Origin of the sequence: Corynebacterium sp. ACRQP, from assembly GCF_022345915.1 — a bacterium.
Lineage (GTDB): Bacteria > Actinomycetota > Actinomycetes > Mycobacteriales > Mycobacteriaceae > Corynebacterium > Corynebacterium lehmanniae.
The window spans coordinates 1-19,478 of sequence record NZ_JAKRMZ010000023.1 but is presented as its reverse complement, the minus strand read 5'-3'; the positions used below and the strand labels follow the sequence as shown (position 1 = coordinate 19,478).

The 19,478-nt window shown below is 66.7% G+C and carries 17 protein-coding genes; 11 read left to right on the top strand and 6 right to left on the bottom strand.

Annotated features, from left to right (window positions below; genetic code table 11):
• Nucleotides 1-73: 73 nt before the first annotated feature.
• Genes pgi through MHY23_RS09435 form a run of 3 tightly spaced genes read left to right on the top strand, consistent with a single transcriptional unit; the run spans nucleotide 74 to nucleotide 3,843 of the window.
• Entirely contained in the window at nucleotides 74-1,711 is a 1,638-nt protein-coding gene (gene pgi / locus MHY23_RS09445) for a glucose-6-phosphate isomerase (protein WP_239307336.1), read from the top strand.
• Nucleotides 1,711-3,198 (top strand): glutamate-cysteine ligase family protein, encoded by a 1,488-nt coding sequence (locus MHY23_RS09440; RefSeq protein WP_239307335.1) that lies wholly within the window; start codon nucleotides 1,711-1,713, stop codon nucleotides 3,196-3,198. The genes pgi and MHY23_RS09440 overlap by 1 nt, the downstream gene beginning before the upstream one ends.
• 15 nt (nucleotides 3,199-3,213) lie before the next feature.
• On the top strand, nucleotides 3,214-3,843 hold the full coding sequence (locus MHY23_RS09435) for a DedA family protein (RefSeq protein ID WP_239307334.1): 630 nt from the start codon (nucleotides 3,214-3,216) through the stop codon (nucleotides 3,841-3,843).
• 53 nt (nucleotides 3,844-3,896) lie between these two features.
• On the opposite strand, the gene MHY23_RS09430 is transcribed toward MHY23_RS09435, so the two are convergent.
• Genes MHY23_RS09430 through MHY23_RS09420 form a run of 3 tightly spaced genes read right to left on the bottom strand, consistent with a single transcriptional unit; the run spans nucleotide 3,897 to nucleotide 5,889 of the window.
• Complete coding sequence (locus MHY23_RS09430) at nucleotides 3,897-4,145, bottom strand: hypothetical protein (protein WP_181890151.1); 249 nt, start codon at nucleotides 4,143-4,145, stop codon at nucleotides 3,897-3,899.
• Between the two features lie 5 nt (nucleotides 4,146-4,150).
• Nucleotides 4,151-5,053, bottom strand: coding sequence for a hypothetical protein (locus MHY23_RS09425; RefSeq protein ID WP_239307333.1), 903 nt, complete (start codon nucleotides 5,051-5,053; stop codon nucleotides 4,151-4,153).
• Entirely contained in the window at nucleotides 5,053-5,889 is an 837-nt protein-coding gene (locus MHY23_RS09420; protein WP_239307332.1) for a DNA-formamidopyrimidine glycosylase family protein, read from the bottom strand. Before MHY23_RS09420 ends, MHY23_RS09425 begins: the two co-directional genes overlap by 1 nt.
• Before the next feature lie 10 nt (nucleotides 5,890-5,899).
• Between MHY23_RS09420 and MHY23_RS09415 the strand changes: the two genes are divergently transcribed.
• Nucleotides 5,900-6,136 carry a hypothetical protein gene (locus tag MHY23_RS09415; protein ID WP_239307331.1) on the top strand — a complete coding sequence of 79 codons (237 nt, stop codon included), beginning with the start codon at nucleotides 5,900-5,902 and terminating at the stop codon, nucleotides 6,134-6,136.
• Nucleotides 6,137-6,225: 89 nt separating this feature from the next.
• Complete coding sequence (locus MHY23_RS09410) at nucleotides 6,226-7,803, top strand: HNH endonuclease signature motif containing protein (protein WP_239307330.1); 1,578 nt, start codon at nucleotides 6,226-6,228, stop codon at nucleotides 7,801-7,803.
• Nucleotides 7,804-7,837: 34 nt separating this feature from the next.
• Here MHY23_RS09410 and MHY23_RS09405 read toward each other — a convergent pair whose 3' ends face one another.
• Nucleotides 7,838-12,487, bottom strand: a complete 4,650-nt coding sequence (locus tag MHY23_RS09405) for an ATP-dependent helicase (protein ID WP_239307329.1) — start codon at nucleotides 12,485-12,487, stop codon at nucleotides 7,838-7,840.
• A 30-nt stretch (nucleotides 12,488-12,517) separates the two neighbouring features.
• On the opposite strand from MHY23_RS09405, the gene MHY23_RS09400 reads away from it, so the two are divergent.
• Genes MHY23_RS09400 through MHY23_RS09385 form a run of 4 tightly spaced genes read left to right on the top strand, consistent with a single transcriptional unit; the run spans nucleotide 12,518 to nucleotide 14,847 of the window.
• Complete coding sequence (locus tag MHY23_RS09400) at nucleotides 12,518-13,291, top strand: 3'(2'),5'-bisphosphate nucleotidase CysQ (RefSeq protein WP_239307328.1); 774 nt, start codon at nucleotides 12,518-12,520, stop codon at nucleotides 13,289-13,291.
• Nucleotides 13,288-14,085 (top strand): thymidylate synthase, encoded by a 798-nt coding sequence (locus tag MHY23_RS09395; RefSeq protein WP_070472940.1) that lies wholly within the window; start codon nucleotides 13,288-13,290, stop codon nucleotides 14,083-14,085. The genes MHY23_RS09400 and MHY23_RS09395 overlap by 4 nt, the downstream gene beginning before the upstream one ends.
• On the top strand, nucleotides 14,082-14,561 hold the full coding sequence (locus MHY23_RS09390; RefSeq protein WP_239307327.1) for a dihydrofolate reductase: 480 nt from the start codon (nucleotides 14,082-14,084) through the stop codon (nucleotides 14,559-14,561). The genes MHY23_RS09395 and MHY23_RS09390 overlap by 4 nt, the downstream gene beginning before the upstream one ends.
• Before the next feature lies 1 nt (nucleotide 14,562).
• Nucleotides 14,563-14,847, top strand: a complete 285-nt coding sequence (locus MHY23_RS09385; protein ID WP_239307326.1) for a glutaredoxin domain-containing protein — start codon at nucleotides 14,563-14,565, stop codon at nucleotides 14,845-14,847.
• Here MHY23_RS09385 and MHY23_RS09380 read toward each other — a convergent pair whose 3' ends face one another.
• The gene (locus tag MHY23_RS09380; protein WP_239307325.1) at nucleotides 14,848-16,266 is read right to left on the bottom strand and encodes an NAD(P)/FAD-dependent oxidoreductase; all 1,419 of its coding nucleotides are present in this window, start codon (nucleotides 16,264-16,266) and stop codon (nucleotides 14,848-14,850) included.
• Between MHY23_RS09380 and MHY23_RS09375 the strand changes: the two genes are divergently transcribed.
• Nucleotides 16,265-17,299 carry a hypothetical protein gene (locus MHY23_RS09375; protein ID WP_239307324.1) on the top strand — a complete coding sequence of 345 codons (1,035 nt, stop codon included), beginning with the start codon at nucleotides 16,265-16,267 and terminating at the stop codon, nucleotides 17,297-17,299. The genes MHY23_RS09380 and MHY23_RS09375 overlap by 2 nt on opposite strands.
• Nucleotides 17,300-17,612: 313 nt before the next feature.
• On the opposite strand, the gene MHY23_RS09370 is transcribed toward MHY23_RS09375, so the two are convergent.
• On the bottom strand, nucleotides 17,613-18,209 hold the full coding sequence (locus MHY23_RS09370) for a TetR/AcrR family transcriptional regulator (protein ID WP_239307323.1): 597 nt from the start codon (nucleotides 18,207-18,209) through the stop codon (nucleotides 17,613-17,615).
• Between the two features lie 59 nt (nucleotides 18,210-18,268).
• On the opposite strand from MHY23_RS09370, the gene MHY23_RS09365 reads away from it, so the two are divergent.
• Nucleotides 18,269-19,339 carry a GNAT family N-acetyltransferase gene (locus MHY23_RS09365; protein WP_239307322.1) on the top strand — a complete coding sequence of 357 codons (1,071 nt, stop codon included), beginning with the start codon at nucleotides 18,269-18,271 and terminating at the stop codon, nucleotides 19,337-19,339.
• Nucleotides 19,340-19,478 lie beyond the last annotated feature (139 nt).

Below are 19,478 nucleotides of genomic sequence, written 5' to 3'. Positions count from 1 at the left end.
TCCCTCCGAGTTTTGGCTACCTTTGATCAAGGACAACCCAACCGCGAATTGAACCGCCACCTGGGAGGCTGACATGCACGACATCACGTCCACCGACAGCTGGGGCAAGCTGGAAAAACTCCACGCGGAAAAGTCCCGCACCACCCTGCGGGACCTGTTCCGGGCGGACGCTGAGCGCGCGCAGCGCTACACGTTCGACGCGGCTGGACTCCACGTCGATCTTTCGAAGAACTTGGTGGACGGAGACGTCGCAAAGCAATTGCTCGCCTTGGCCGACGAGGCTGGCCTGAAAGGCCGCATCGAGGCGATGTTCAGCGGCGAGCGCATCAACTCCACCGAGGACCGCGCGGTGCTGCACACCGCGTTGCGCGCGCCCGAGGACGCCCAGCTGGAGGTGGACGGCCAGGATGTCACCGCGGACGTGCACGCGGTGCTGAAGCAGATGCGCGAGTTTTCCACCAAGCTGCGCAGCGGCGAGTGGGTGGGCCACACCGGCAAGACGATTTCCAAGGTGGTCAACATCGGCATCGGCGGCTCTGACCTGGGCCCGGCCATGGCCGCGCAGGCGCTGCGCACCTACGCCACCGCCGGCATTACCGCGGAGTTCGTTTCCAACGTGGACCCGGCGGACATGACGCGGGTGCTCACGGAGGTCGAGGCGGAAGAAACGCTGTTCATCGTCGCCTCCAAGACGTTCACCACCCAGGAGACGCTGGCCAACGCGCACGCCGCGAAGCGCTGGCTGCTCGAACAGTTCGACGGCGACGAGTCCGCAATTGCGAAGCACTTCGTGGCCGTGTCCACCAACGCGGAGAAGGTGGCCGAGTTCGGCATCGACACCGCGAACATGTTCCCGTTCTGGGACTGGGTGGGCGGGCGCTACTCCATGGATTCCGCAATCGGGCTGTCACTCATGGCGGTGATCGGCCCGGAGGATTTCACGCGCATGCTCGAGGGCTTCCACGCCATGGACCAGCACTTCCGTGACGCTCCGTTCGAGGAAAACGTGCCGGTGCTGATGGGACTTTTGAACATTTGGTACCGCAACTTCCACAAGGCGCAGACGCACGCGGTCCTGCCGTACTCGCAGGATCTCGCCCGCTTCCCCGCGTACCTGCAGCAGCTGACCATGGAGTCCAACGGCAAGCACACGCGTATCGACGGCGCAAGCGTTGACCACGACACCGGCGAAATCTACTTCGGTGAGCCGGGCACCAACGGCCAGCACGCGTTTTTCCAGCTGATCCACCAGGGCACCACGCTCGTGCCGGCGGACTTCATCGGCTTTGCCAAGCCCCGGGCGGACCTGCCCACCGCCACCGGCGAGGGCTCCATGCACGACCTGCTCATGGGCAACTTCTTCGCGCAAACGAAGGTCATGGCTTTCGGCAAGACCCAGCAGGAGATCGAGGCCGAAGGCGTGCCGCACGCGCTGGCCCCGCACAAGGTGATGCCGGGCAACCGCCCCACCACCACGATTCTGGCCGAGGAGCTCTCCCCGTTCAGCCTGGGCGCGCTGATCGCGCTGTACGAGCACATCGTGTTCGTCGAAGCCGCGATCTGGGGCATCAACGCCTTCGACCAGTGGGGCGTGGAGCTGGGCAAGGCGCAGGCGAACGACCTCGCCGCCGCCGTCGCTGGCGAGGAGGCGCCGGACACGGGCGATTCCTCCACCGACAGCCTGATCGCGTGGTACAGGAAGCACCGCTAATGGGCGACGCCGTTTCTTCGGAGTCCTACACTCCGCGCCAGCGCACCACCTACCGGCGCCGGCTTGAAGACGAGCTGGAGCGCTTCGACCGCCACCTCCAGGACGCGGACTTCGTGGACCACGGCACGATCGGGCTCGAGCTCGAGCTCAACTTAGTCGACGGTGACATGCAGCCGCACTCCAACAACCAGGCGGTGCTGGAGATACTTGGCGACGAGCACCAGTCCGAGATCGGCGCCTACAACGTGGAGATGAACCACCCGCCGCTGGGAATTGAGGGCGACGGTTTGGCGCGGCTTGCGGAGGGCGTCGAGAAGCGTCTTGCCACCGTTCGCGACGCCGCGGAGCAGGCTGGTTCGCAGCTGGCGATGATCGGCACGCTGCCGACAATGACCTCTCAGTTTCTGGACAGCGACAAATGGATGACCCAGGAAAACCGCTACGCCGGGCTGAACAACTCCATCCTGGAATCGCGCGGCGAGCTGGTGAAGATCGATCTGCGCCGCGACGAGAAGTACACCCACTACTTCGAAACCATCGCGCCTGAATCCACCTGCACCTCCATGCAGTTGCACCTGCAGGTGGCGCCCAACCGGTTCGCGGACGCGTGGAACGCCTCCCAGGCGATCGCGGGCGTGCAGGTAGCGCTGTCGGCCAACTCCCCGCTGTTCATGGGACACAAGGTGTGGCACGAGTCGCGCATCCCCGTGTTCAAGCAGGCCATCGACACCCGCACCAAGGAGCTGATCAACCAGGGCGTGCGCCCGCGCGTGTGGTTCGGAGAACGGTGGATCACCAGCGTGTTCGACCTCTTCGAGGAAAACGTGCGCTACTTCTCTCCCCTGCTGCCCGAGGGCCGCATGGCAGCGGGCGCGCCGTTCATGAACGGCGACAACCCCGGCCTGCACTACCTCAACCTGCACAACGGCACCATCTGGCGCTGGAACCGCGCCATCTACGACCCAGCCGGCGAGCTCAGCCACATCCGCGTAGAAAACCGCCTGCTTCCCGCAGGCCCCACCGTGAAAGACATCGTGGCGGACGCGGCGTTCTACTACGGTCTGGTCAAGGCACTGGGCGACCAGACCAGGCCGGTGTGGTCGCGCCTGAACTTCGAGGCGGCCAACGACAACTTCCTCGCCGGGGCCCGCGACGGTATCGAGGCCGAGGTGACGTGGCCGACGCTGGGGACGGTGGCGGTGGCGGAGCTCGTCGAGAAGCATCTGCTCGAGCTCGCGCACGAGGGCCTGCGCACGCTGGAAGTGGACGAGGCCTGCGCCGACGAGTACCTCGGCGTGATCGAGGGGCGCGTGCGGGCGCGGCAAAACGGTGCGACATGGCAGCTCGCCGCGCTCGAGCGCGTGGCCGGCGGGTCGAAGGCCCTGACCACGGAGCGCGCCGACGGGCTCGCCCGCATTTTACGCCAGTACATGAAAAATTCCCAGGCAGACGCGCCGGTGCATACTTGGACGCTCGAGGTTGAGTAGGGCAAGATAGGCCCAATGCAGAGCATCATCGACTGGATTGTGGGTCTCATGGAGACCCTCGGCGCCCCCGGCGTCGGCATCGCGATCCTCTTGGAGAACCTCTTCCCGCCCATCCCGTCCGAGGTGGTGCTGCCGCTCGCTGGCTTCACCGTCGCGCAAGGATCGCTGAACATGGTCAATGTGTTCATCTGGTCCGTGCTGGGCTCCGTCATCGGCGCATACGTGCTCTACGGGGTCGGCGTGTGGCTGGGTCTGGAGCGGCTGCGCAAGATCGCCGACTGGATGTGGCTCGTGCGCGCCTCCGACGTGGACGCCGCGATGAACTTCTTCACCAAGTACGGCAAGCCGAGCGTGTTCTTCGGCCGCCTCATCCCCGGCGTGCGCTCGCTGATCTCCATCCCCGCCGGCCTGGGCAAGATGAACCTGGTCACCTTCGGCCTGTGGACGACCCTGGGCTCCGGCATCTGGAACGCCATCCTGATCTACCTGGGCTACGTCCTCGGCGACAACTGGGAGAAGGCCACCGAGTACGCCGACGCCTACTCCAACGTGATTTATGTCGTGCTGCTGCTGATCATCCTCGGCTTTTTGGTGTTCTTCATCCGCCGTGCGGTGCGGGACAAGAACGCGGATCCATCTGCGTAGGAAAACACAACCCCAGGCAGCCGTTCACAGATGTGACGGCTGCCTTTTACGTTCTAGGAAACCCTCTCACTTCTTGTCCAATATTCAACGAAATCAGGGAGCTCATCAACCCGGAAGTACCTGGAGTGGGTCACCTTCAAATCTTCGAGTGAGGGCGACCCGATCACCACGATTTCGACGTCAGGGTTCTCGTTGGACTGCTCCTCGTCGAGTCGCTGCCTGATCGCTTCGCGAGAATCCGCGTATTCCGTGATGTGGCGCTCGCCGGTTTTCCGGTTGAACACGATGAGAAAGTGCTTCATTTTCTTCACTCGCTTTCAAGCTCGAAAGCGCTCAGGCTTTGCGATAGGTCTCGTAGTGATCGAATGAGGCTCAGAATACTCGAAGCCTGATCTCCAGCGACAGCCTCGGATCGCGACAGCGCTTCGAAAGATCTTGAACGCAACTCATGCAACCGAGGATTCAATGGAAGCCCCGGAGGTATAGTTGCAAGACTTCTCATTGAGGTCTGACTGTGCCGGTTGCTCGCAGCTCGCGTCCGCTCCATGTCGTGAATGTCACTCGCTATAGACCCGAGGTGAGCGGCGACTTCAGCAAGCTCCCTGTTTTCTGGCCGATAATTCCTTTCATAACGGATTCGACGCCCAGTCTTATCTGCCAGCTTTTCAAAAGCGTTGGCCCACTCAGACTGAAGCAAAGTCCGTAGTTGCAACTCAACGATTCCCGCGGCTGAGTCGATAATCAAGTGAAGGGCGCGGTAGCCGCCGGGCTGAGCACGCGCGATGTAGTCCCGCTCAGTGACGCGATGCCCTTCCGCGACTAGCCGTCGACGGAGCTCGTACCCCAGGTAGCGAAGATCATCGTGAAGCACGTTGGCTGTAATTCGTGCTCCCGCGAAATCCCACATCCGGCCCAACTGAACATTCGCACCCGGGTCCCTTTTCGATCTGCGGATTTTGTCACCGATAGTTGATTGTGACTTGACCCGGTAGGCGCTGACGATGTCCGGACGCTGGCCTTCTCCACCGAAAAGTTTCTTCGCAAAATCCGCGCATGATGCAGCTGTGCGCCTGGCTATCTCATCATGCCAATAGATCATTTCTGAGGCTTCGGCGGGCATCTCCGCCCATCCCGCAAAGTACTCCCCCAGTTCGTTAATCTCCTGCTTGCTCCACGGGCGTTTCTCTTTGAAGAAATCAAAGTCAAACATCACTCCCCCTTTCGCCTCGGAATATAGCAAGGCTCAGGCTGACACTGCGGGCACCACCAAATAACCCGCTCTAGGTCACCCTCCCCGCCGAGGAAGCCCTTGGTAATCAGCGTGCCGCACCGCCTGCACGGCTTGTTGTTGCGGCCGAACACGTAACTCGTCTCCCCCGCCCGCTTGACCCCCGTGGTCACGCGGACGGGGGCGTCTTTATTCGCCCACATCAGCCGTCGCGCGAGGCGCACATGCTTCTCGACGTCCACGTCTCGCACCAATTCCGCTGGATGCGTACCAGCCAGGAAGTTGATTTCCGCGCGGTACTCGTTGCCGATGCCGGCGAGCTTGCGCTGGTCCAGCAGGGCGCGGCCGATCTCGCGGCCGGGCTCAGCTTCGATGCGCCTGACCGCCTCGTCGAGGTCGAAGTCCGGGTCCAACAGGTCCGGGCCGAGGTAGCCCATTTCTTGTTGGTATTCCCTGGCCGGGAAGACGCGGACCAGCCCGAGCCAGAAGCCGACGAGCTCGATGTCGGCCTTTGGTTCGTCGCTAAGCGAAAGCACCACGCGGGCGGCGTGAGCGGGCTTTTTCCACCTGGTGCCGGCGCGGTGCATGGACCAGGTGCCCTCCATTTTCAGGTGGGTGTGCAGGATTTGCGGCTGGTAGCCGTCTTTGGCGAACTGCATGAACAGGTGTTTGCCGTACGGCCAGACGCGCTCGCAGGTCATGCCCGTGAAGTCGACGGTGGCGTAGCGGGGAACGCGGATGGACGTGGCTGTGACCTCGCGGTTTTGCATCCATTGCAGGCGTTTTGACAGCTGATAGACGGAGTCACCTTCGGGCATAGTGGGGTCTATGTTCCAATTTCTGCGTAAAATCTTCAACACTGTGAACACTGGCCCGACGCCGGAAGAGTCGCTCGTGGGTTTCTTCCCCGACATGGACGCCGCCGTCGAGTGGGCGCGCGGGGTGCTCGCGGAGACCGGCACAGACCCAAAGGCGCAGTTTGTGCGCGCCGTGAAAGACGTGCGCGAGGCGAACCCGCGACTTGGGCTTGCGGCGGCGAATCACCTGGTGAAGCAGCTAGTTTAGCACGTTTGTTCGATTGCCGGTTCGGTGTGTCGGTCGCGTTGTTACATTGACACCCATCACCCGCGAAATGTTGCGGAAAGGAGGGTGTCATGAACGGAATCGCCGAGCTCGTGGACCAGGTCGCCGACGGCCTGTCGCAGTTGCGCCAGCTTCTGGACGATCCTTCGGCCCTCCCCCTCGCCACCATCACCCGCGACATCGCCCGCCTCGAACGCGCGATGGACAAGAAGGCCTACCTGGACGCCGCCTTCGCGCAGGCGTGCGTGCTGGCGGACGCCGGAAAGCTGGTCGGCGCGAACCACCCGGACGCGTACCTGACCGAAAAGCTCGGCATCTCGCGCGGCGAGGCGTACAACCGCATCGCGCGGGCGAAAGCGCTTTTCGATGCTCCGCCCCCGCCGCCGGAGCCTGATTTGGGTGGTCTCTTCGAGGAGGACTGCGCTGAAGAAGACCGCTCTATTGCCGAGGAGGCCGCGCGCAAGGCCGCCGAGGAGGAAGCGGAGCGCCGCCGCAAGGACCAGGAGGAGGCGCGCAAGCGTGCCGACGAGGTCCCCGCCGCCAAGCAGGACATCATCCGCCGCGAGCTGGACAAGTTGCTCAAGGCCGCCGAGGGCGAGCGGATGCGCATCTACGCCCGCGCGATGGAGCAGGCGAAGTACCGCGACGAGAAGGACCTGCGGCTGTTTGTGAAGCGCCTGGTCGCCGAGGCGAACAAGCCCTTCGTGAAGGCAAACCCGAACGCGGGCTTTGAAAAGCGCGACGCCTCGCTGGGCAGGGAGAACACCGACGGCACCTTCGACGTGACGCTGTCGATGACCCGCGCCGACTACGCGCTCTACAAGGCGCTCACCGACAAGGGGTTGTCACCGAACTCCAACATCCCGGAGGAACTGCAGGGCGACCGCGACCCGCGCACCAAAGGCCAGCGCCGCTACGACCAGTACATGGCCATCCTGCGCCAGTACGAGGAGGGCCAGCAGGCTGCGAACGGCGGCGCCGCGTCGGTGGTGGTGTCCATCACGCTCGACGACCTCGCCGAGGCCGACGCCAACACCTTGTTCCAGACCAACGTCGGTGTGGAGCTCGACGCCTTCGACTTGGTCCGGCTGGGCATGGACGGCACGAGCGATTTCCTGCTTACCGTCGACGGGCTTTCCGGGGTGCCGCTGCACCTGGGCCGGTCGCGGAGGCTCGCGTCGGTGGGCCAGCGCATCGCCATGTTCGCGGTGCAGGGGGTGTGCTCCTGGGCCGGCTGCACGACCTCCATGAGCGAGTGCGAGGCCCACCACATCATCTCCTGGCTGCGGTATGGGGCGACCGACATCGAAAACCTCACCGGCCTGTGCCCCACCCACCACAGGTGCAACAACGACCACAGGGACGGCTCGTTCAACAAGGGCTACATGGACTACGACCCCGACACCGGCGGCGCCGTCCTGGTCAAAGCCGACGGCACCCGCCACATCAACACCACGGACCCCGCCATGCACTCGGCGGTGAACCGGATCAAGGCGAAACGGGCCTCAACGTCGGCACCGCCACCTGCGGAAACGCACTGGCCCACCTCCCCGCCGCCGCCACCGGGGCGCGCGGGGCACGCTGCCCATGCGAATCAGCCAAACCACCGACCCAATCGACCTGGTCACCGCATGCCGATGCGGCCCTAAACAGCATGCGCCGCACCGTGAATTCGCCCTCGCCTTAGTCCTCGAAGGACAGGCCGTGGGCGGGACCGCGCGCGCCTGGGCCCCTGTCTTCGTCGCCGTCGAGCTCCCCCAACGCCTCCGCGACGCTTCTGCCGCGCCGCTTCGGGGGCGCCGACGCGCGCCCGCCGATCTTCGCGCCCTTGTGAGTCGCCGTCGCCCCGTACTCCTTCAGCGAGAAGGCGGGCCCGCCGTCGAGCTTTTCCACGGCCAGCGGCTGCATCCGGCCGGCCCGCACCGCGTCGGTAAGGGCGCCGACCACCAGCGGCATCGGGTCGCCGACCCCGTCCGGAAACGTATCGAAGAAGGTGGTCATGGTCTTCCCGCCGCGGGTGACGTGGGCGGCCAACAGCCCATCCACCAACACCACCATCGCGCCCGCCGAGCGGGTCGGCCCCTGCGCCGGCCACGGCAGCGCCGCCCCGTAGGGGTTCGCCGGGTCGGTCGCCGCCAGCACGTGGACGTGCGGCTCCCGGGCCCCCGAGGGCCAGCCGACCACGTCGTCGGAGTCCTGGTGGCCGCGCAGCCGGTCGATCGTCGCCGGGGTGGAAAACTGCGAGGCGCCGAGCCCCTCCACCAGGTAGCCGCGCATCGCCTTGCCGGACGCCTCGAACCCGGACAGCGTCTTGTAGGCCAGCGCGAACCCGCCGAGGATGTCCTCGGCGACCACCGAGCCGCGGGTGACCACCCCGTAGCGGTCCAGAAGCGACTCGCCCAAAGCCACCGACCGGCGCGTCGGGTCGTCGTCAGGCGTAGGCGTCAGCGACCACCGCCCCACCATGTCCGGCGGCACACTCGCCGCGAACGAGGTCCGCCCCGAGCGCACCCTGCTTCTCGACGGCCTCCGCCTCGCCCTGTGCGCCGTCTTCCCGCCGGCGAGCCGCGCCCGGATCGGCGCGAACGAGTCGGGGGCCAAAAACCCGGCCTCGACCAGGTCCCACATGGCCTCGCGCAGCTCCTCGGTCGTGGTGGTGGGCTCGAGCAGGTCCGTGAACAGGAACCCGCCGCCGCGGCGCACCTTCTCCATCACCTGGGATTGGGTCAGTGACAGCAGTGGTTCGTCGACCTGCGGCGCGAGCTGGGCGGCGTAGTCCGCGGGCAGCAGCATGATCCACGGGTCGCGGGCGCCCGCCTTGCCGGCGCCGACGATGGCGATCTCGCCCGAGGCGGTCAGTTCGTCGAGCATCACCGGCGAGTAGTCGCCAACCCGGGCCGGCAGGATGTGGGACTCCCACGCGCTGGCCGGCAGCCGCACCCCGGCGAGCTGCTCCAGCACCGAATACACCCCATCGGCCCCGCGCAGCGCCGGCACCACACCCACCGGGGCGACGTTCGACCACGCGGGCAGGAATCGTCCATAAGCAGACTGCGACACCGGCCTGGTTTGGGCGCGCGCCGCCGCCAGCGAGCGGGTGCGGATGATGCGCAGCACCTCGGCCGCGACGTATTCCTCTTCCTCGACGCCCTGCCGGTAGCGGCCCGGGATGACCTTGTCCTTGTCCACCAGCGGCTGCAGCGCCGCGTGCGCCGCGCCGACCGCCAGCCCGAATGCGTCGGCCAAATCACGCAGCGTAAACGGCCCGCGGGTGCGCACCCAGCGGCCCACCAGCTGCGCCAGCGCGTCGGGGATGGTCTGCACCTGGGCGGCGACGCCGGGCGGGACGGGCACGCCGAGGCCGTCGCGAAGCAGCGGCGCGTCGAGGACTTGGGCGACGTGCTCGCGCCCGCCGATGCGCACCCGCATCATCCGCGCCCCCAAGGCCTGCTCCAACGACTCGAGGGGGACTTCGGTGTGGAGGCGGAGCTCGTCGATAGGCACGGGCCCCACGATGCGCAGGGTGTCGGCGAACTGCTCGCTCGTCGAAGCGCGGCCGAGCCGGCGAAGCGTGGCGTCCACCTCCGCGATGATGTCCGCGTCCAAGAGTTCCCGCAGCTCAACGGTGCCGAGCAGCTTGGCCAGCAGCGACGGGTCGAGCGAGAGCGCCGCCGCCCGCTTCTCCGCCAGCGGGGTGTCGCCCTCGTACATGAACGCGCCGGTGTAGTTGAACAGCAGCGACGACGCGAACGGGCTCGGCTGGTCCGTGGTCACCTCGGCGATGCGCACCCGGCGCGTGTTCACATCCCGCATGACCTCCTGCAACGCCGGGAGATCGTAGACGTCCTGGAGGCATTCGCGCACCGTCTCCAGGATGATGGGAAAACTCGGGTAATTGCGGGCCACGTCCAGCAACTGCTCGGCGCGCTGGCGCTGCTGCCACAGCGGCGCGCGCTTGCCGGGGTTGCGCCGCGGCAGCAGGAGGGCGCGGGCGGCGCACTCGCGGAACCTCGAGGCGAACAGGGCGGAGTTGCCCACCTGCTCGGTGACGATGTCGGCGATTTCGTCGGCGTCGAATTGGAAGATCGCCCCGTCGGGCTCCTTCTCGCCCTGCGGGAGGCGCAGCACGATGCCGTCGTCGCCCGCCACCGCCTGGGCGTGCATGCCGGTTTCCTGCGCGACCCGCCACCCGGTCGCCAACGCCCACGCGGCGTTGACGCCCTTGCCGAACGGGGTGTGCAGCACCACGCGCCAATCCCCCAGCTCGTCGGTGAACCGCTCCAGCACCAGCGTTTTCTCGTCCGGGAGGATGCCGGTGGCCTCCTCCTGCTCCTCGAGGTATTGCAGCAGGTTGGTCCGCGCCCGCTCGTCCAGGCTCGCATCCAAGGAGCTTTTTGCTTCTCGACGAAACGCGCCCAGCGCCTTGCCCAGCTCATAGGGCCTGCCCAGCCCGTCGCCGGTCCAGAACGGCAGCCGACCGGTGTGGCCCGGCGCGGGGCTGACCTGGACCTGGTCACGGGTGATGTTCTCGATGCGCCAGCTGGAGGCGCCGAGGGTGAACACGTCGCCGACGCGGGACTCGTAGACCATCTCCTCGTCGAGCTCGCCCACGCGGCGGGGGGCCTTGTCCTCGGCGCCCGCGACCAGGAACACGCCAAACATCCCCCGGTCCGGGATGGTGCCGGCATTGGTGACGGCGACCCGCTGGGCGCCTGGGCGGGCCTTGAGGGTGGTGCCATCCAGGATGGCGCGGGGCCGCAACTCGGCGAAGTCCGTGGACGGGTAGATGCCGATGACCAGGTCGATCACCGAGTCGAACACCTCGCGCGCCAGGTCCCTGTACGGCCAGGCGCAGCGGACGGTGTCGTACCACTCGTCGACGTCGAGGTCCTCCACCGCGACCGCCGCCACGGTCTGCTGCGCCAGCACGTCGAGCGGGCTGCGCGGGGTGTGCAGTTCCTCGATGAGGCCCTCGCGCATCCGTGGCACCGTCACCGCGGTCTGCACGAGGTCGGCGCGGTGCTTCGGGTAGAAGGTGCCCTCCGAGACCGCGCCGACGGTGTGTCCGGCGCGGCCCACGCGCTGTAGCCCGGAGGCGACCGAGGGCGGCGACTCCACCTGGATGACCAGGTCCACCGCGCCCATGTCGATGCCCAGCTCCAGCGAGGAGGTGGACACCACCGCGCGCAGGGTGCCCTCTTTGAGCATGGTTTCGGTCTGGGCGCGCTCGTCCTTGCTCACGCTGCCGTGGTGGGCCCGGGCGATCACGTTGGCGGCGTGGCCGGCGGTGTCCACCGACTTCATCAGCTGCGCCGGCGGCCGCCTCGTCTGCGGCGAGAGCGCCTCCGGGTCGTGTTCCTTGGCCCACAGCTCGTTGAGTTGGCTGGTCAGCCGCTCCGCGGTGCGGCGCGAGTTCACGAACACGATGGTGGAGCGGTGCGCCATCACCTCGTCGTACACCGCGCGCTCGATGTGGGGCCAGATGGAGTTGGTCGCACCCGGTTGTGGAGCCTCGTCCAGCGCGTCATCGAAGACCGCGTCGCCGATCGTGGAGGCGTCCTCCGGCACCGGCAGGTCGGACATGTCGTCCACCGGCACCCGCACGTCGAGGTGCCAGCGCTTCTCCGCCGGCGGGTTGATGATCGTGGTCTTCGGCCCCAAAAAGTTCGCTACCGCCTCGATCGGGCGCACCGTGGCCGACAGGCCGATGCGCTGGAAGTCCCCCGCCAGCCGCCGCAGCCGCTCCAGCGAGAGCGCAAGGTGCACGCCGCGCTTCGTGCCGGCCAGGGCGTGGATCTCGTCCACGATCACGGTGTCCACCGTCTGCAAGATGCCCGCCGCCTTCGAGGTGAGCATGAGGTACAGCGACTCGGGCGTGGTGATCAGGATGTCCGGGGGCTTGCGCACCTGCCGGTTGCGCTCGGACTGCGGGGTGTCGCCGGAGCGCACCCCGACCGAGATGTCCGGCATGTCGCGGCCCAGCCTCTGCGCCACCCGCGCGATGCCGGCCAGCGGCGCGCGCAGGTTGTTTTCCACGTCCACGCCCAGCGCCTTCAGGGGAGAGATGTAGAGGACTCGCACGCCGCCGTGGGTGGAGGCGGAAGCTCCGTCGATAGGCAAGGCTTGCTGCCCGGCGCGCTCCACCAAGGAGTTCAGCGACCACAGAAACGCCGCGAGCGTCTTACCGGAGCCCGTGGGTGCGACCACCAGCGCGTTTTCGCCGTCGGAGATCGCGCGCCACGCCTGTTCCTGCACCGCGGTCGGCGCCGCGAAGACGTCCCCGAACCACTGGGCCACCTGCGGGTGGAAGCGGCTGAGGATCGGCGCGTTCATCACGCCAACCTTAGCGGTAGAGTCGGTTGCATGACTGCTCAGTACTCGGATTCCCGGCTGACCAACCTCATCGCCGAGGGCACCGGCGAGATCCTCAAGGGCGTGCGCGGCGTGGGCTTGTTGCGGGGCCGCGAGCTCGGCGAGGCGGGCGACGAGCTCGCCCAAAGCTGGATCTCCAGGGTGCTTTCGCAGCACAGGCCTGACGACGGCTTCCTGTCGGAGGAAGCCGCCGACAACCAGGACCGCCTGTCCAAGGACAGGGTCTGGATCGTCGACCCCCTCGACGGCACGAAGGAGTTCGCCACCGGCCGCCAGGACTGGGCGGTGCACGTCGCACTCGTGGAGGACGGGGTGCCCACCCACGCCGCGGTGGGCCTGCCGGATTTAGGTGTCGTGTTCAAGTCCTCCGATGTCCGCCACGTCTCCGGGCCGTTCGCGGGCAAGGTGGCGATGTCGAGGAACAGGCCCCCGGCCGTCGCGAAGCATGTCGCCCAAGCCTTGGGTTTTGAAGTCCAACCCGTGGGCTCCGCGGGCGCGAAGGCGATGCACGTGCTGCTGGGCGACTACGACGCCTACGTCCACGCCGGCGGCCAGTACGAGTGGGACCAGGCCGCGCCCGTGGGTGTCACGCTCGCGGCGGGGCTGCACGCCTCGCGCCTCGACGGCACCCCGCTGCGCTACAACAACGCGGACACCTACATCCCCGATATTGTGATCTGCCGGCCCGAGCTTGCCGACGACATTCTGGACGCCGCCGCCCGCTACCACGACGAGCACGGCACCTTTGAAGGAGTAGCCAAGTGATTTCCACCCCGTACGAGGACCTGCTGCGCGACGTTTTGGAAAACGGCGCCGAGAAGGGCGACCGCACCGGCACCGGCACCCGCAGCGTGTTCGGCCGCCAGATCCGCTACGACCTTTCCGAGTCCTTTCCCCTGCTGACCACCAAGAAGGTGTACTTCAAGGGCGTCGTCGGCGAGCTGTTGTGGTTCCTGCGCGGCGACTCCAACGTGCGCTGGCTGCAGGACAACGGGGTGCGCATCTGGAACGAGTGGGCCGACGAAAACGGCGAGCTCGGCCCCGTCTACGGCGTGCAGTGGCGCTCCTGGCCCACCCCCGACGGCGGGCACATCGACCAGATCGAAGAGGTCCTGCGCACCCTGCGCGAGAACCCCGATTCGCGCCGCAACCTGGTCTCCGCGTGGAACGTCGCCGAGCTGGACAAGATGGCGCTGATGCCTTGCCACCTGCTGTTCCAGCTCTACGTCGCCGACGGCCGCTTGAGTATGCAGGTGTACCAGCGCAGCGCCGACATGTTCCTCGGCGTGCCGTTCAACATCGCCTCCTACGCGCTGTTGACCCACATGTTCGCCCAGCAGGCGGGCCTCGAGGTCGGCGAGCTGATCTGGACGGGCGGCGACTGCCACATCTACAACAACCACCTCGACCAGGTGCGCGAACAGCTCTCCCGCGACGCCCGCGAGTACCCGCAGCTGAAGCTGCGCAAGGCCGCGTCGATCTTCGACTACGACTTCGACGACATCGAGGTTGTGGGCTACGACCCGCACCCCACCATCAAGGCGGAGGTGTCCGTATGACCTTGGGCGCAATCTGGGCCCAAAGCCTCGACGGCATCATCGGCGACGGCGCCGGCATGCCGTGGCACCTGCCCGAGGACCTCAAGCACTTCAAGGAGACCACCCTGGGCAGCCCCATCATCATGGGGCGCCGCACTTGGGAATCCTTGCCGGTCAAGCCGCTGCCGGGGCGTAAAAACATCGTGCTGTCCTCGCGCGAGGACGACGAGTGGTCCGACGGCGCGTCCGTGTGCCGCGACATCCCGGACCTGGAGTCGGACGCGTGGATCATCGGCGGCGCCCAGGTCTACGAGGCCACCCTGGACGAGGTGGATGTCATCGAGCGCACACTTATCGACGTCCATCCGGACCTCCCCGAAAGCAAAGCCGTCCACGCGCCCCGCATCGACGACGCCTTCGAGCTGGTCCGCGACGGCGAATGGCAGACCTCCACGACCGGCCTGCGCTACAAGTTCCAACGTTTTGAAAGGGTTTGACATGACCGTTGCCGCACCTGAGACCTCCTCGCACGTGACCATCTTCGCCGCGGAGTGGTGCCCGTTCTGCCGCAAGCTGCGCGAGCGCCTCGACCGCACCGAGACCCCCTACGACCTGGTCGACGCGGACGCCGACGGCATGGACGAGGTCAACGCCTGGATCGAGTCCGTCAACGACGGCAACCGCATCGTGCCCACTGTGCTGTATTCCGACGGCACCTATGCCACCAACCCGGAGGCCTCCGCGGTGCGCGCGAAGCTGCGCGAGCTCACCGGCGAGGAGTAATTAGCCGCTGAAGTCTTTGAGCGCGGCCTCGGCGGCCCACCACCCCGGCATGCCGTGCACCCCGGCCCCAGGCGCGGTCGAGGACGAGGCCAGGTACAGCCCCTTGCGCAGCCGGTGCGGCTGGCGGAGCAGCAGCTGCGCGCCGTCCATGGCGCCGCCCGCGATGTCGCCGCCGACGAGGTTGGGGTTCCACGCCTCCAGCTCGCGCGGGGGCGTCTCTGTTTTGTCCTTAACCACCCCGCGGAAACCGGGCGCGAACCGCTCGATCTGGGCAGTGATCTTTTCCGCCACCTCGCCGGGGTGGCGCTCCCGGTAGCCGTGCGGGACGTGGGCGTAGGTCCATAGCACCAGCCCGCGCGAGGGGTCGGCGGCGTACTGCTGCGCCGCCATCACGAACGGCCGCTCGGGCATGACTCCGCGGGCCACTTGCCTTTCTGCCCGCACGATCTCGTCCGCGGTGCCGCCGACGTGCACCGTCGCGGCCTGCCCCACCCGCGGGTCGGCCCACGGCACCGGGGCATCCAGCAGGAAGTCCACCTTGTGTACTCCGGGGCCGTAGCGCCACCGGCGCATGGACCGGCTGCGGCGGGCGGGCAGCGACGTGGCGTCGAGAGGCAGCACCTGCTTCGGGGTGAGGTTGAGGATCACCGCGTCCGCGTCCGGGAGCGCGCGGACCTCCTCGCCGCGGCGCACCTGACCGCCGTGCTCCTCGACGATCCTGGCCAGAGCAGCCGTGACCGCGCCCGAGCCGCCTGAAGCCACCGGCCACCCGCGCGTCATGCCGAGCGCACCGAAGAGCAGGCCGAACGCCCCCGTAAACGGCCGCGCCGGCGAGGTGATCGCGTGCGTCGCACTGCCGGCGAACAGGGCGCGGGCCTCCTCGGTGCGAAACGCGGCCCGCCCCAGCGCGGTGGCCGGCCACAGCCCGCGCGCGCCGAACCGCGCCAGCGTGAAAGGGTGGCCGGGCACGCGCGGCATCGGCGCGAGCACGTCTTCAAGCAGGTCGTCCACGCGCGCTACCACCGGCTTATGCAACCGCGTCCAGGCTTTCCCGTCCACGCTGAGGCCAGCCGCGGTGTCCTCCAGCGAGCTCGCCAGCACCGCCGCGCCGCCATCGAGCGGGTGCGCCATCTCGTACGGCGCGCGCAGCCAGCGCACCCCGTAGTCCTCCAGCCGCAGCGCGCGGAAGGCCGGGCTGGCGGCCCCGAAGGGGTGGCAGGCGGCGCCGAGGTCGACCAGCGTGGCGTCGTGAAGCTTCTGTGTTGACGCCGCGCCCCCGACCTCGGCCGCACGCTCGAGCACCTCCACCCGCCACCCGCCGACCGCGAGGCGCGCGGCGGCCGTGAGCCCGTTGGGCCCGGCGCCGACGACAACTGCCAAAGGTTTCACCGTGCCGATGGTAGCTAGACTGCTGCCCATGAACGCGAAACAGATTGGTTGGGCACTGCACTGGGTCGTGCGCATGGTGGCGTTTGGGCTGCTCATGCCGTACGCGGTATTCAAACTTGGGCTGATGCAGATGGGCAAGCCGGACTTCCCGGAGCTTCTGATCACCCTCGGCGAGAAGTCCCCGATGGGGCTGCTGTGGACCTTCATGGGCTTCTCCCCCGTCGTGCAGTTCCTCGCCGGTCTGGCCGAATTCGTCGCCGCCATTTTGCTGCTGTGGCGGCGCACCGCGTGGCTCGGCGGGCTGATCGGCTTCATTGATCTGGCCGTGGTGTGGCTTTTGAACATGACCTTCGACGTGCCCGTGAAGATCCCCTCGGCGATCCAGGCGCTGCTGTACCTGCTGGTGCTGGCGCCGTGGCTGCCGCGCCTGTTCCGCTTCCTCGCCGGGCGTGCGACGGAGGCCGTGGAGCCGCCGCGCGTGATCACCAACGAGAAGGTCCACCGCGTAACCCGCTTCTTCCCCGCCGTGGCCGCGGTGGTCGCGCTCGGCGCGGGCGGGTTCGTGATGGTCAACGGCATCCCGCGCGCGCTCGACCGCGAGGGCACCGAGCTTTCCGGCGTGTACTCGGTCGCAGGCGGCAACATCGAGCCCGCGCCTGAACTCGCGGACGACCGCCGCTGGTCCGAGATCGCGTTCGGCTCCTTCGACGGCTTCGAGGCCGGCAACTTCTACCGCGTCGAGGGCGAAACCCCGGAGGGTGACTTCCATGGGCTCGCTGCCTTACGACGAGCCTCCGGCGACCTCCACGAAGGCTTCTACACCCTCAACGGCGACCGCGTGACCATCCAGCTCACCGCCCCCATGACCGACGACGGCGTCAACGCCGCCCCGCGAGGCCCCATCGAGGAAACGCTGGAATTCACTTGGCGCGCTGAGGGCGATGGGCTCGAGCTTTCGCCTATCGACGGCACCACCGACGCCTTCGAGCTGACCCCCTCCAAGCTCGGCACCACCCTGCTGGACCGGCCGTTCACCTGGGTTTCCCCGCCGTTCAACCGGTAGTTCGGGTGGGTAGGCGGCGCGTGACCGCCTATTCGCCGTGTTTCTTATTCCATCGATACCTGCGGAAGTGAAAGATCGGCAGGATAAAGACGTAGTACACGCCAAGAGTCCAGGCGACTGGAATGAGCATGTTTGAAAGCCAAGTGCCGGAACCGTCGTTAACAGGAAACACAACGTACATGGCGATTACAGCGAGAGGCACGATAACGAAACTCTGCCACCATGGCGGAACCCATGGCGCTCCATTTTCCTCTCGCGCGGCAAGTGCCCCGCCGAAGCCCATTTCAAACCTGGACCCCATTCAGAAACCTCCTCAAGACAGAAGTGCCGAGATGCCCTCGGAGAGGATCTCACGTGGGCTGATGTGGTGCGCCGCATGGAGGCGCGCATAGGTCGGGGCCTGCTCCGGGTCGATGGCAACGCGCCTTTCGTCGGGCGCCATGGGAGCGGTCAGGGCGGCGCCGATCACTAGGTTTGATAACCGGTAGGAAGTTCCCAACGGATCCGGAGCGCCCGCTCGCTCGAGCAGCACGCACATACGCTCAGAAAGCGCCAGGTACGCAGGGCCCCTGGGTGCCCGCATCCCGATGACTTGGCCTGCCCACCGGTGGGCCGTGAGATGCGAGAAGAAATCGTGCATCAGGGTAGACAGGTCGGCGTTGCGGATCGATTCGTTCATCACGGGATCGTCTGCAAGCGCTGTGTCGAGGGCGAGGTCAAACAAGTCGTCGACTGATTCGACGCGGGAATACAAGCTGGCGGGAGCGACCTCCACCTGCTGCGCCACAGCCCTGAGGGTGAGCGCTCTCAATCCACCTTCATCCAGCAGTCTCACCGAGACCCTCGCAATCTCCGCAATGTCCACGGCGCGGTGGCGTTGCACAGGTTTTCGGTGTTCCCAGTAGCTCACCCCACCAGGCTAACCAAACATGCCCGCAGCAACTATCCGTCCTATGTTAGTTTTGCAGCATGCTGGATGCCACGAAGCTCCCGATCGTCCATGAGGGCACGCGCTTACGGCCCCTCTCCGAGCTGGACGCGGACGCGTACGCAAGCGGAACCAAAGATGAAGCCGTGCTGCGCTTCGGCCACTTACCCGAACCCGACTACACCCCCGAATCCGTGCGACGGTTGATCCGCGGAGAGATCGCGGCGGGCCTCTCGTCTGGCACGCTGGCGGTCCTCGCACTTGCCGACGCCGCGACGAACCAGTTCGTGGGCTCCCTAGTACTTTTCGACGTCAGCCCCGAGGCCGCCGAGGTCGGGTTCTGGATCCATCCCAATGCGCGAGGAAATGGACACGCCCGCCGGGCGCTCGAATTGGCATCGCGTTTCGCCCGCGACAGTGGGCTTCGGACTTTGACGGCACGCACACTTCCAGAGAACGAGCCTTCCCAGCGGTGTTTGACCAGTGCAGGATTCCGCGAGACCGGGAGAAGCGTAGGAACCACGCCCGCGGGGCTGCAGGAGGAGTTGCTCCATTATCAGCGCGACCTCGCGCCTGCCCACCAGTGGCCGTTAGCGACGGAACGGCTCCAGCTCCGACTCCACGAACGATGCGACGCCAGTTGGCTCCACAACCTTTATGCACAACCTGACGTTGCCCGCTACCTGCTGGACGAGCCATGGACCGCGGAAGTCGCGCGAGAAAAGCTCGGCGAGCGCCTAGCCAAGACCGGTCTCGACGACGAGGCCGGCGCGCTCGCACTGGTCGTCGAGCATGACGGCGCCCCCATCGGAGACGTCGCACTGTGGCTCACCGATAAGGAGCACCGCCAGGGTGAAATCGGATGGGTTCTGAACCCGAAGTTTGGAGGGCAAGGTTTCGCCAGCGAAGCCGTCCGAGCGGTCCTTGCCCTCGGGTTTGACCACTATCGCCTCCACCGCATCACGGCACAGATGGATGCGCGCAATAACGCCTCAGCAGCACTCGCCCGCCGCGTCGGGCTCAGGCTCGAAGCGCATCACGTCCAGGACTGGTACAGCAAGGGCGAATGGACCGACACCCTCGTCTACGCGCGGCTTGCCTCAGAGAGCTAAGCCAATGGCGCCCCCGGTAGTGCCTGAGGTCACGACATATTTGACGGGGTGTGCCTGCGGAAGGCGTTGTGATCCTTGACAGGTGAGTCGCGTCATTGTTGACACTTAGGGTTACCTCAGCCGTGTCGGTGACGCTTGA

Excerpts from the sequence above, each read along its gene's own strand:
- pgi (WP_239307336.1), top strand. The coding sequence starts at position 74 with ATGCACGACATCACGTCCACCGACAGCTGGGGCAAGCTGGAAAAACTC.
- MHY23_RS09440 (WP_239307335.1), top strand. The coding sequence starts at position 1,711 with ATGGGCGACGCCGTTTCTTCGGAGTCCTACACTCCGCGCCAGCGCACC.
- MHY23_RS09435 (WP_239307334.1), top strand. The coding sequence starts at position 3,214 with ATGCAGAGCATCATCGACTGGATTGTGGGTCTCATGGAGACCCTCGGC.
- MHY23_RS09430 (WP_181890151.1), bottom strand. The coding sequence starts at position 4,145 with ATGAAGCACTTTCTCATCGTGTTCAACCGGAAAACCGGCGAGCGCCAC.
- MHY23_RS09425 (WP_239307333.1), bottom strand. The coding sequence starts at position 5,053 with ATGTTTGACTTTGATTTCTTCAAAGAGAAACGCCCGTGGAGCAAGCAG.
- MHY23_RS09420 (WP_239307332.1), bottom strand. The coding sequence starts at position 5,889 with ATGCCCGAAGGTGACTCCGTCTATCAGCTGTCAAAACGCCTGCAATGG.
- MHY23_RS09415 (WP_239307331.1), top strand. The coding sequence starts at position 5,900 with ATGTTCCAATTTCTGCGTAAAATCTTCAACACTGTGAACACTGGCCCG.
- MHY23_RS09410 (WP_239307330.1), top strand. The coding sequence starts at position 6,226 with ATGAACGGAATCGCCGAGCTCGTGGACCAGGTCGCCGACGGCCTGTCG.
- MHY23_RS09405 (WP_239307329.1), bottom strand. The coding sequence starts at position 12,487 with ATGAACGCGCCGATCCTCAGCCGCTTCCACCCGCAGGTGGCCCAGTGG.
- MHY23_RS09400 (WP_239307328.1), top strand. The coding sequence starts at position 12,518 with ATGACTGCTCAGTACTCGGATTCCCGGCTGACCAACCTCATCGCCGAG.
- MHY23_RS09390 (WP_239307327.1), top strand. The coding sequence starts at position 14,082 with ATGACCTTGGGCGCAATCTGGGCCCAAAGCCTCGACGGCATCATCGGC.
- MHY23_RS09385 (WP_239307326.1), top strand. The coding sequence starts at position 14,563 with ATGACCGTTGCCGCACCTGAGACCTCCTCGCACGTGACCATCTTCGCC.
- MHY23_RS09375 (WP_239307324.1), top strand. The coding sequence starts at position 16,265 with ATGAACGCGAAACAGATTGGTTGGGCACTGCACTGGGTCGTGCGCATG.
- MHY23_RS09380 (WP_239307325.1), bottom strand. The coding sequence starts at position 16,266 with ATGGGCAGCAGTCTAGCTACCATCGGCACGGTGAAACCTTTGGCAGTT.
- MHY23_RS09365 (WP_239307322.1), top strand. The coding sequence starts at position 18,269 with ATGCTGGATGCCACGAAGCTCCCGATCGTCCATGAGGGCACGCGCTTA.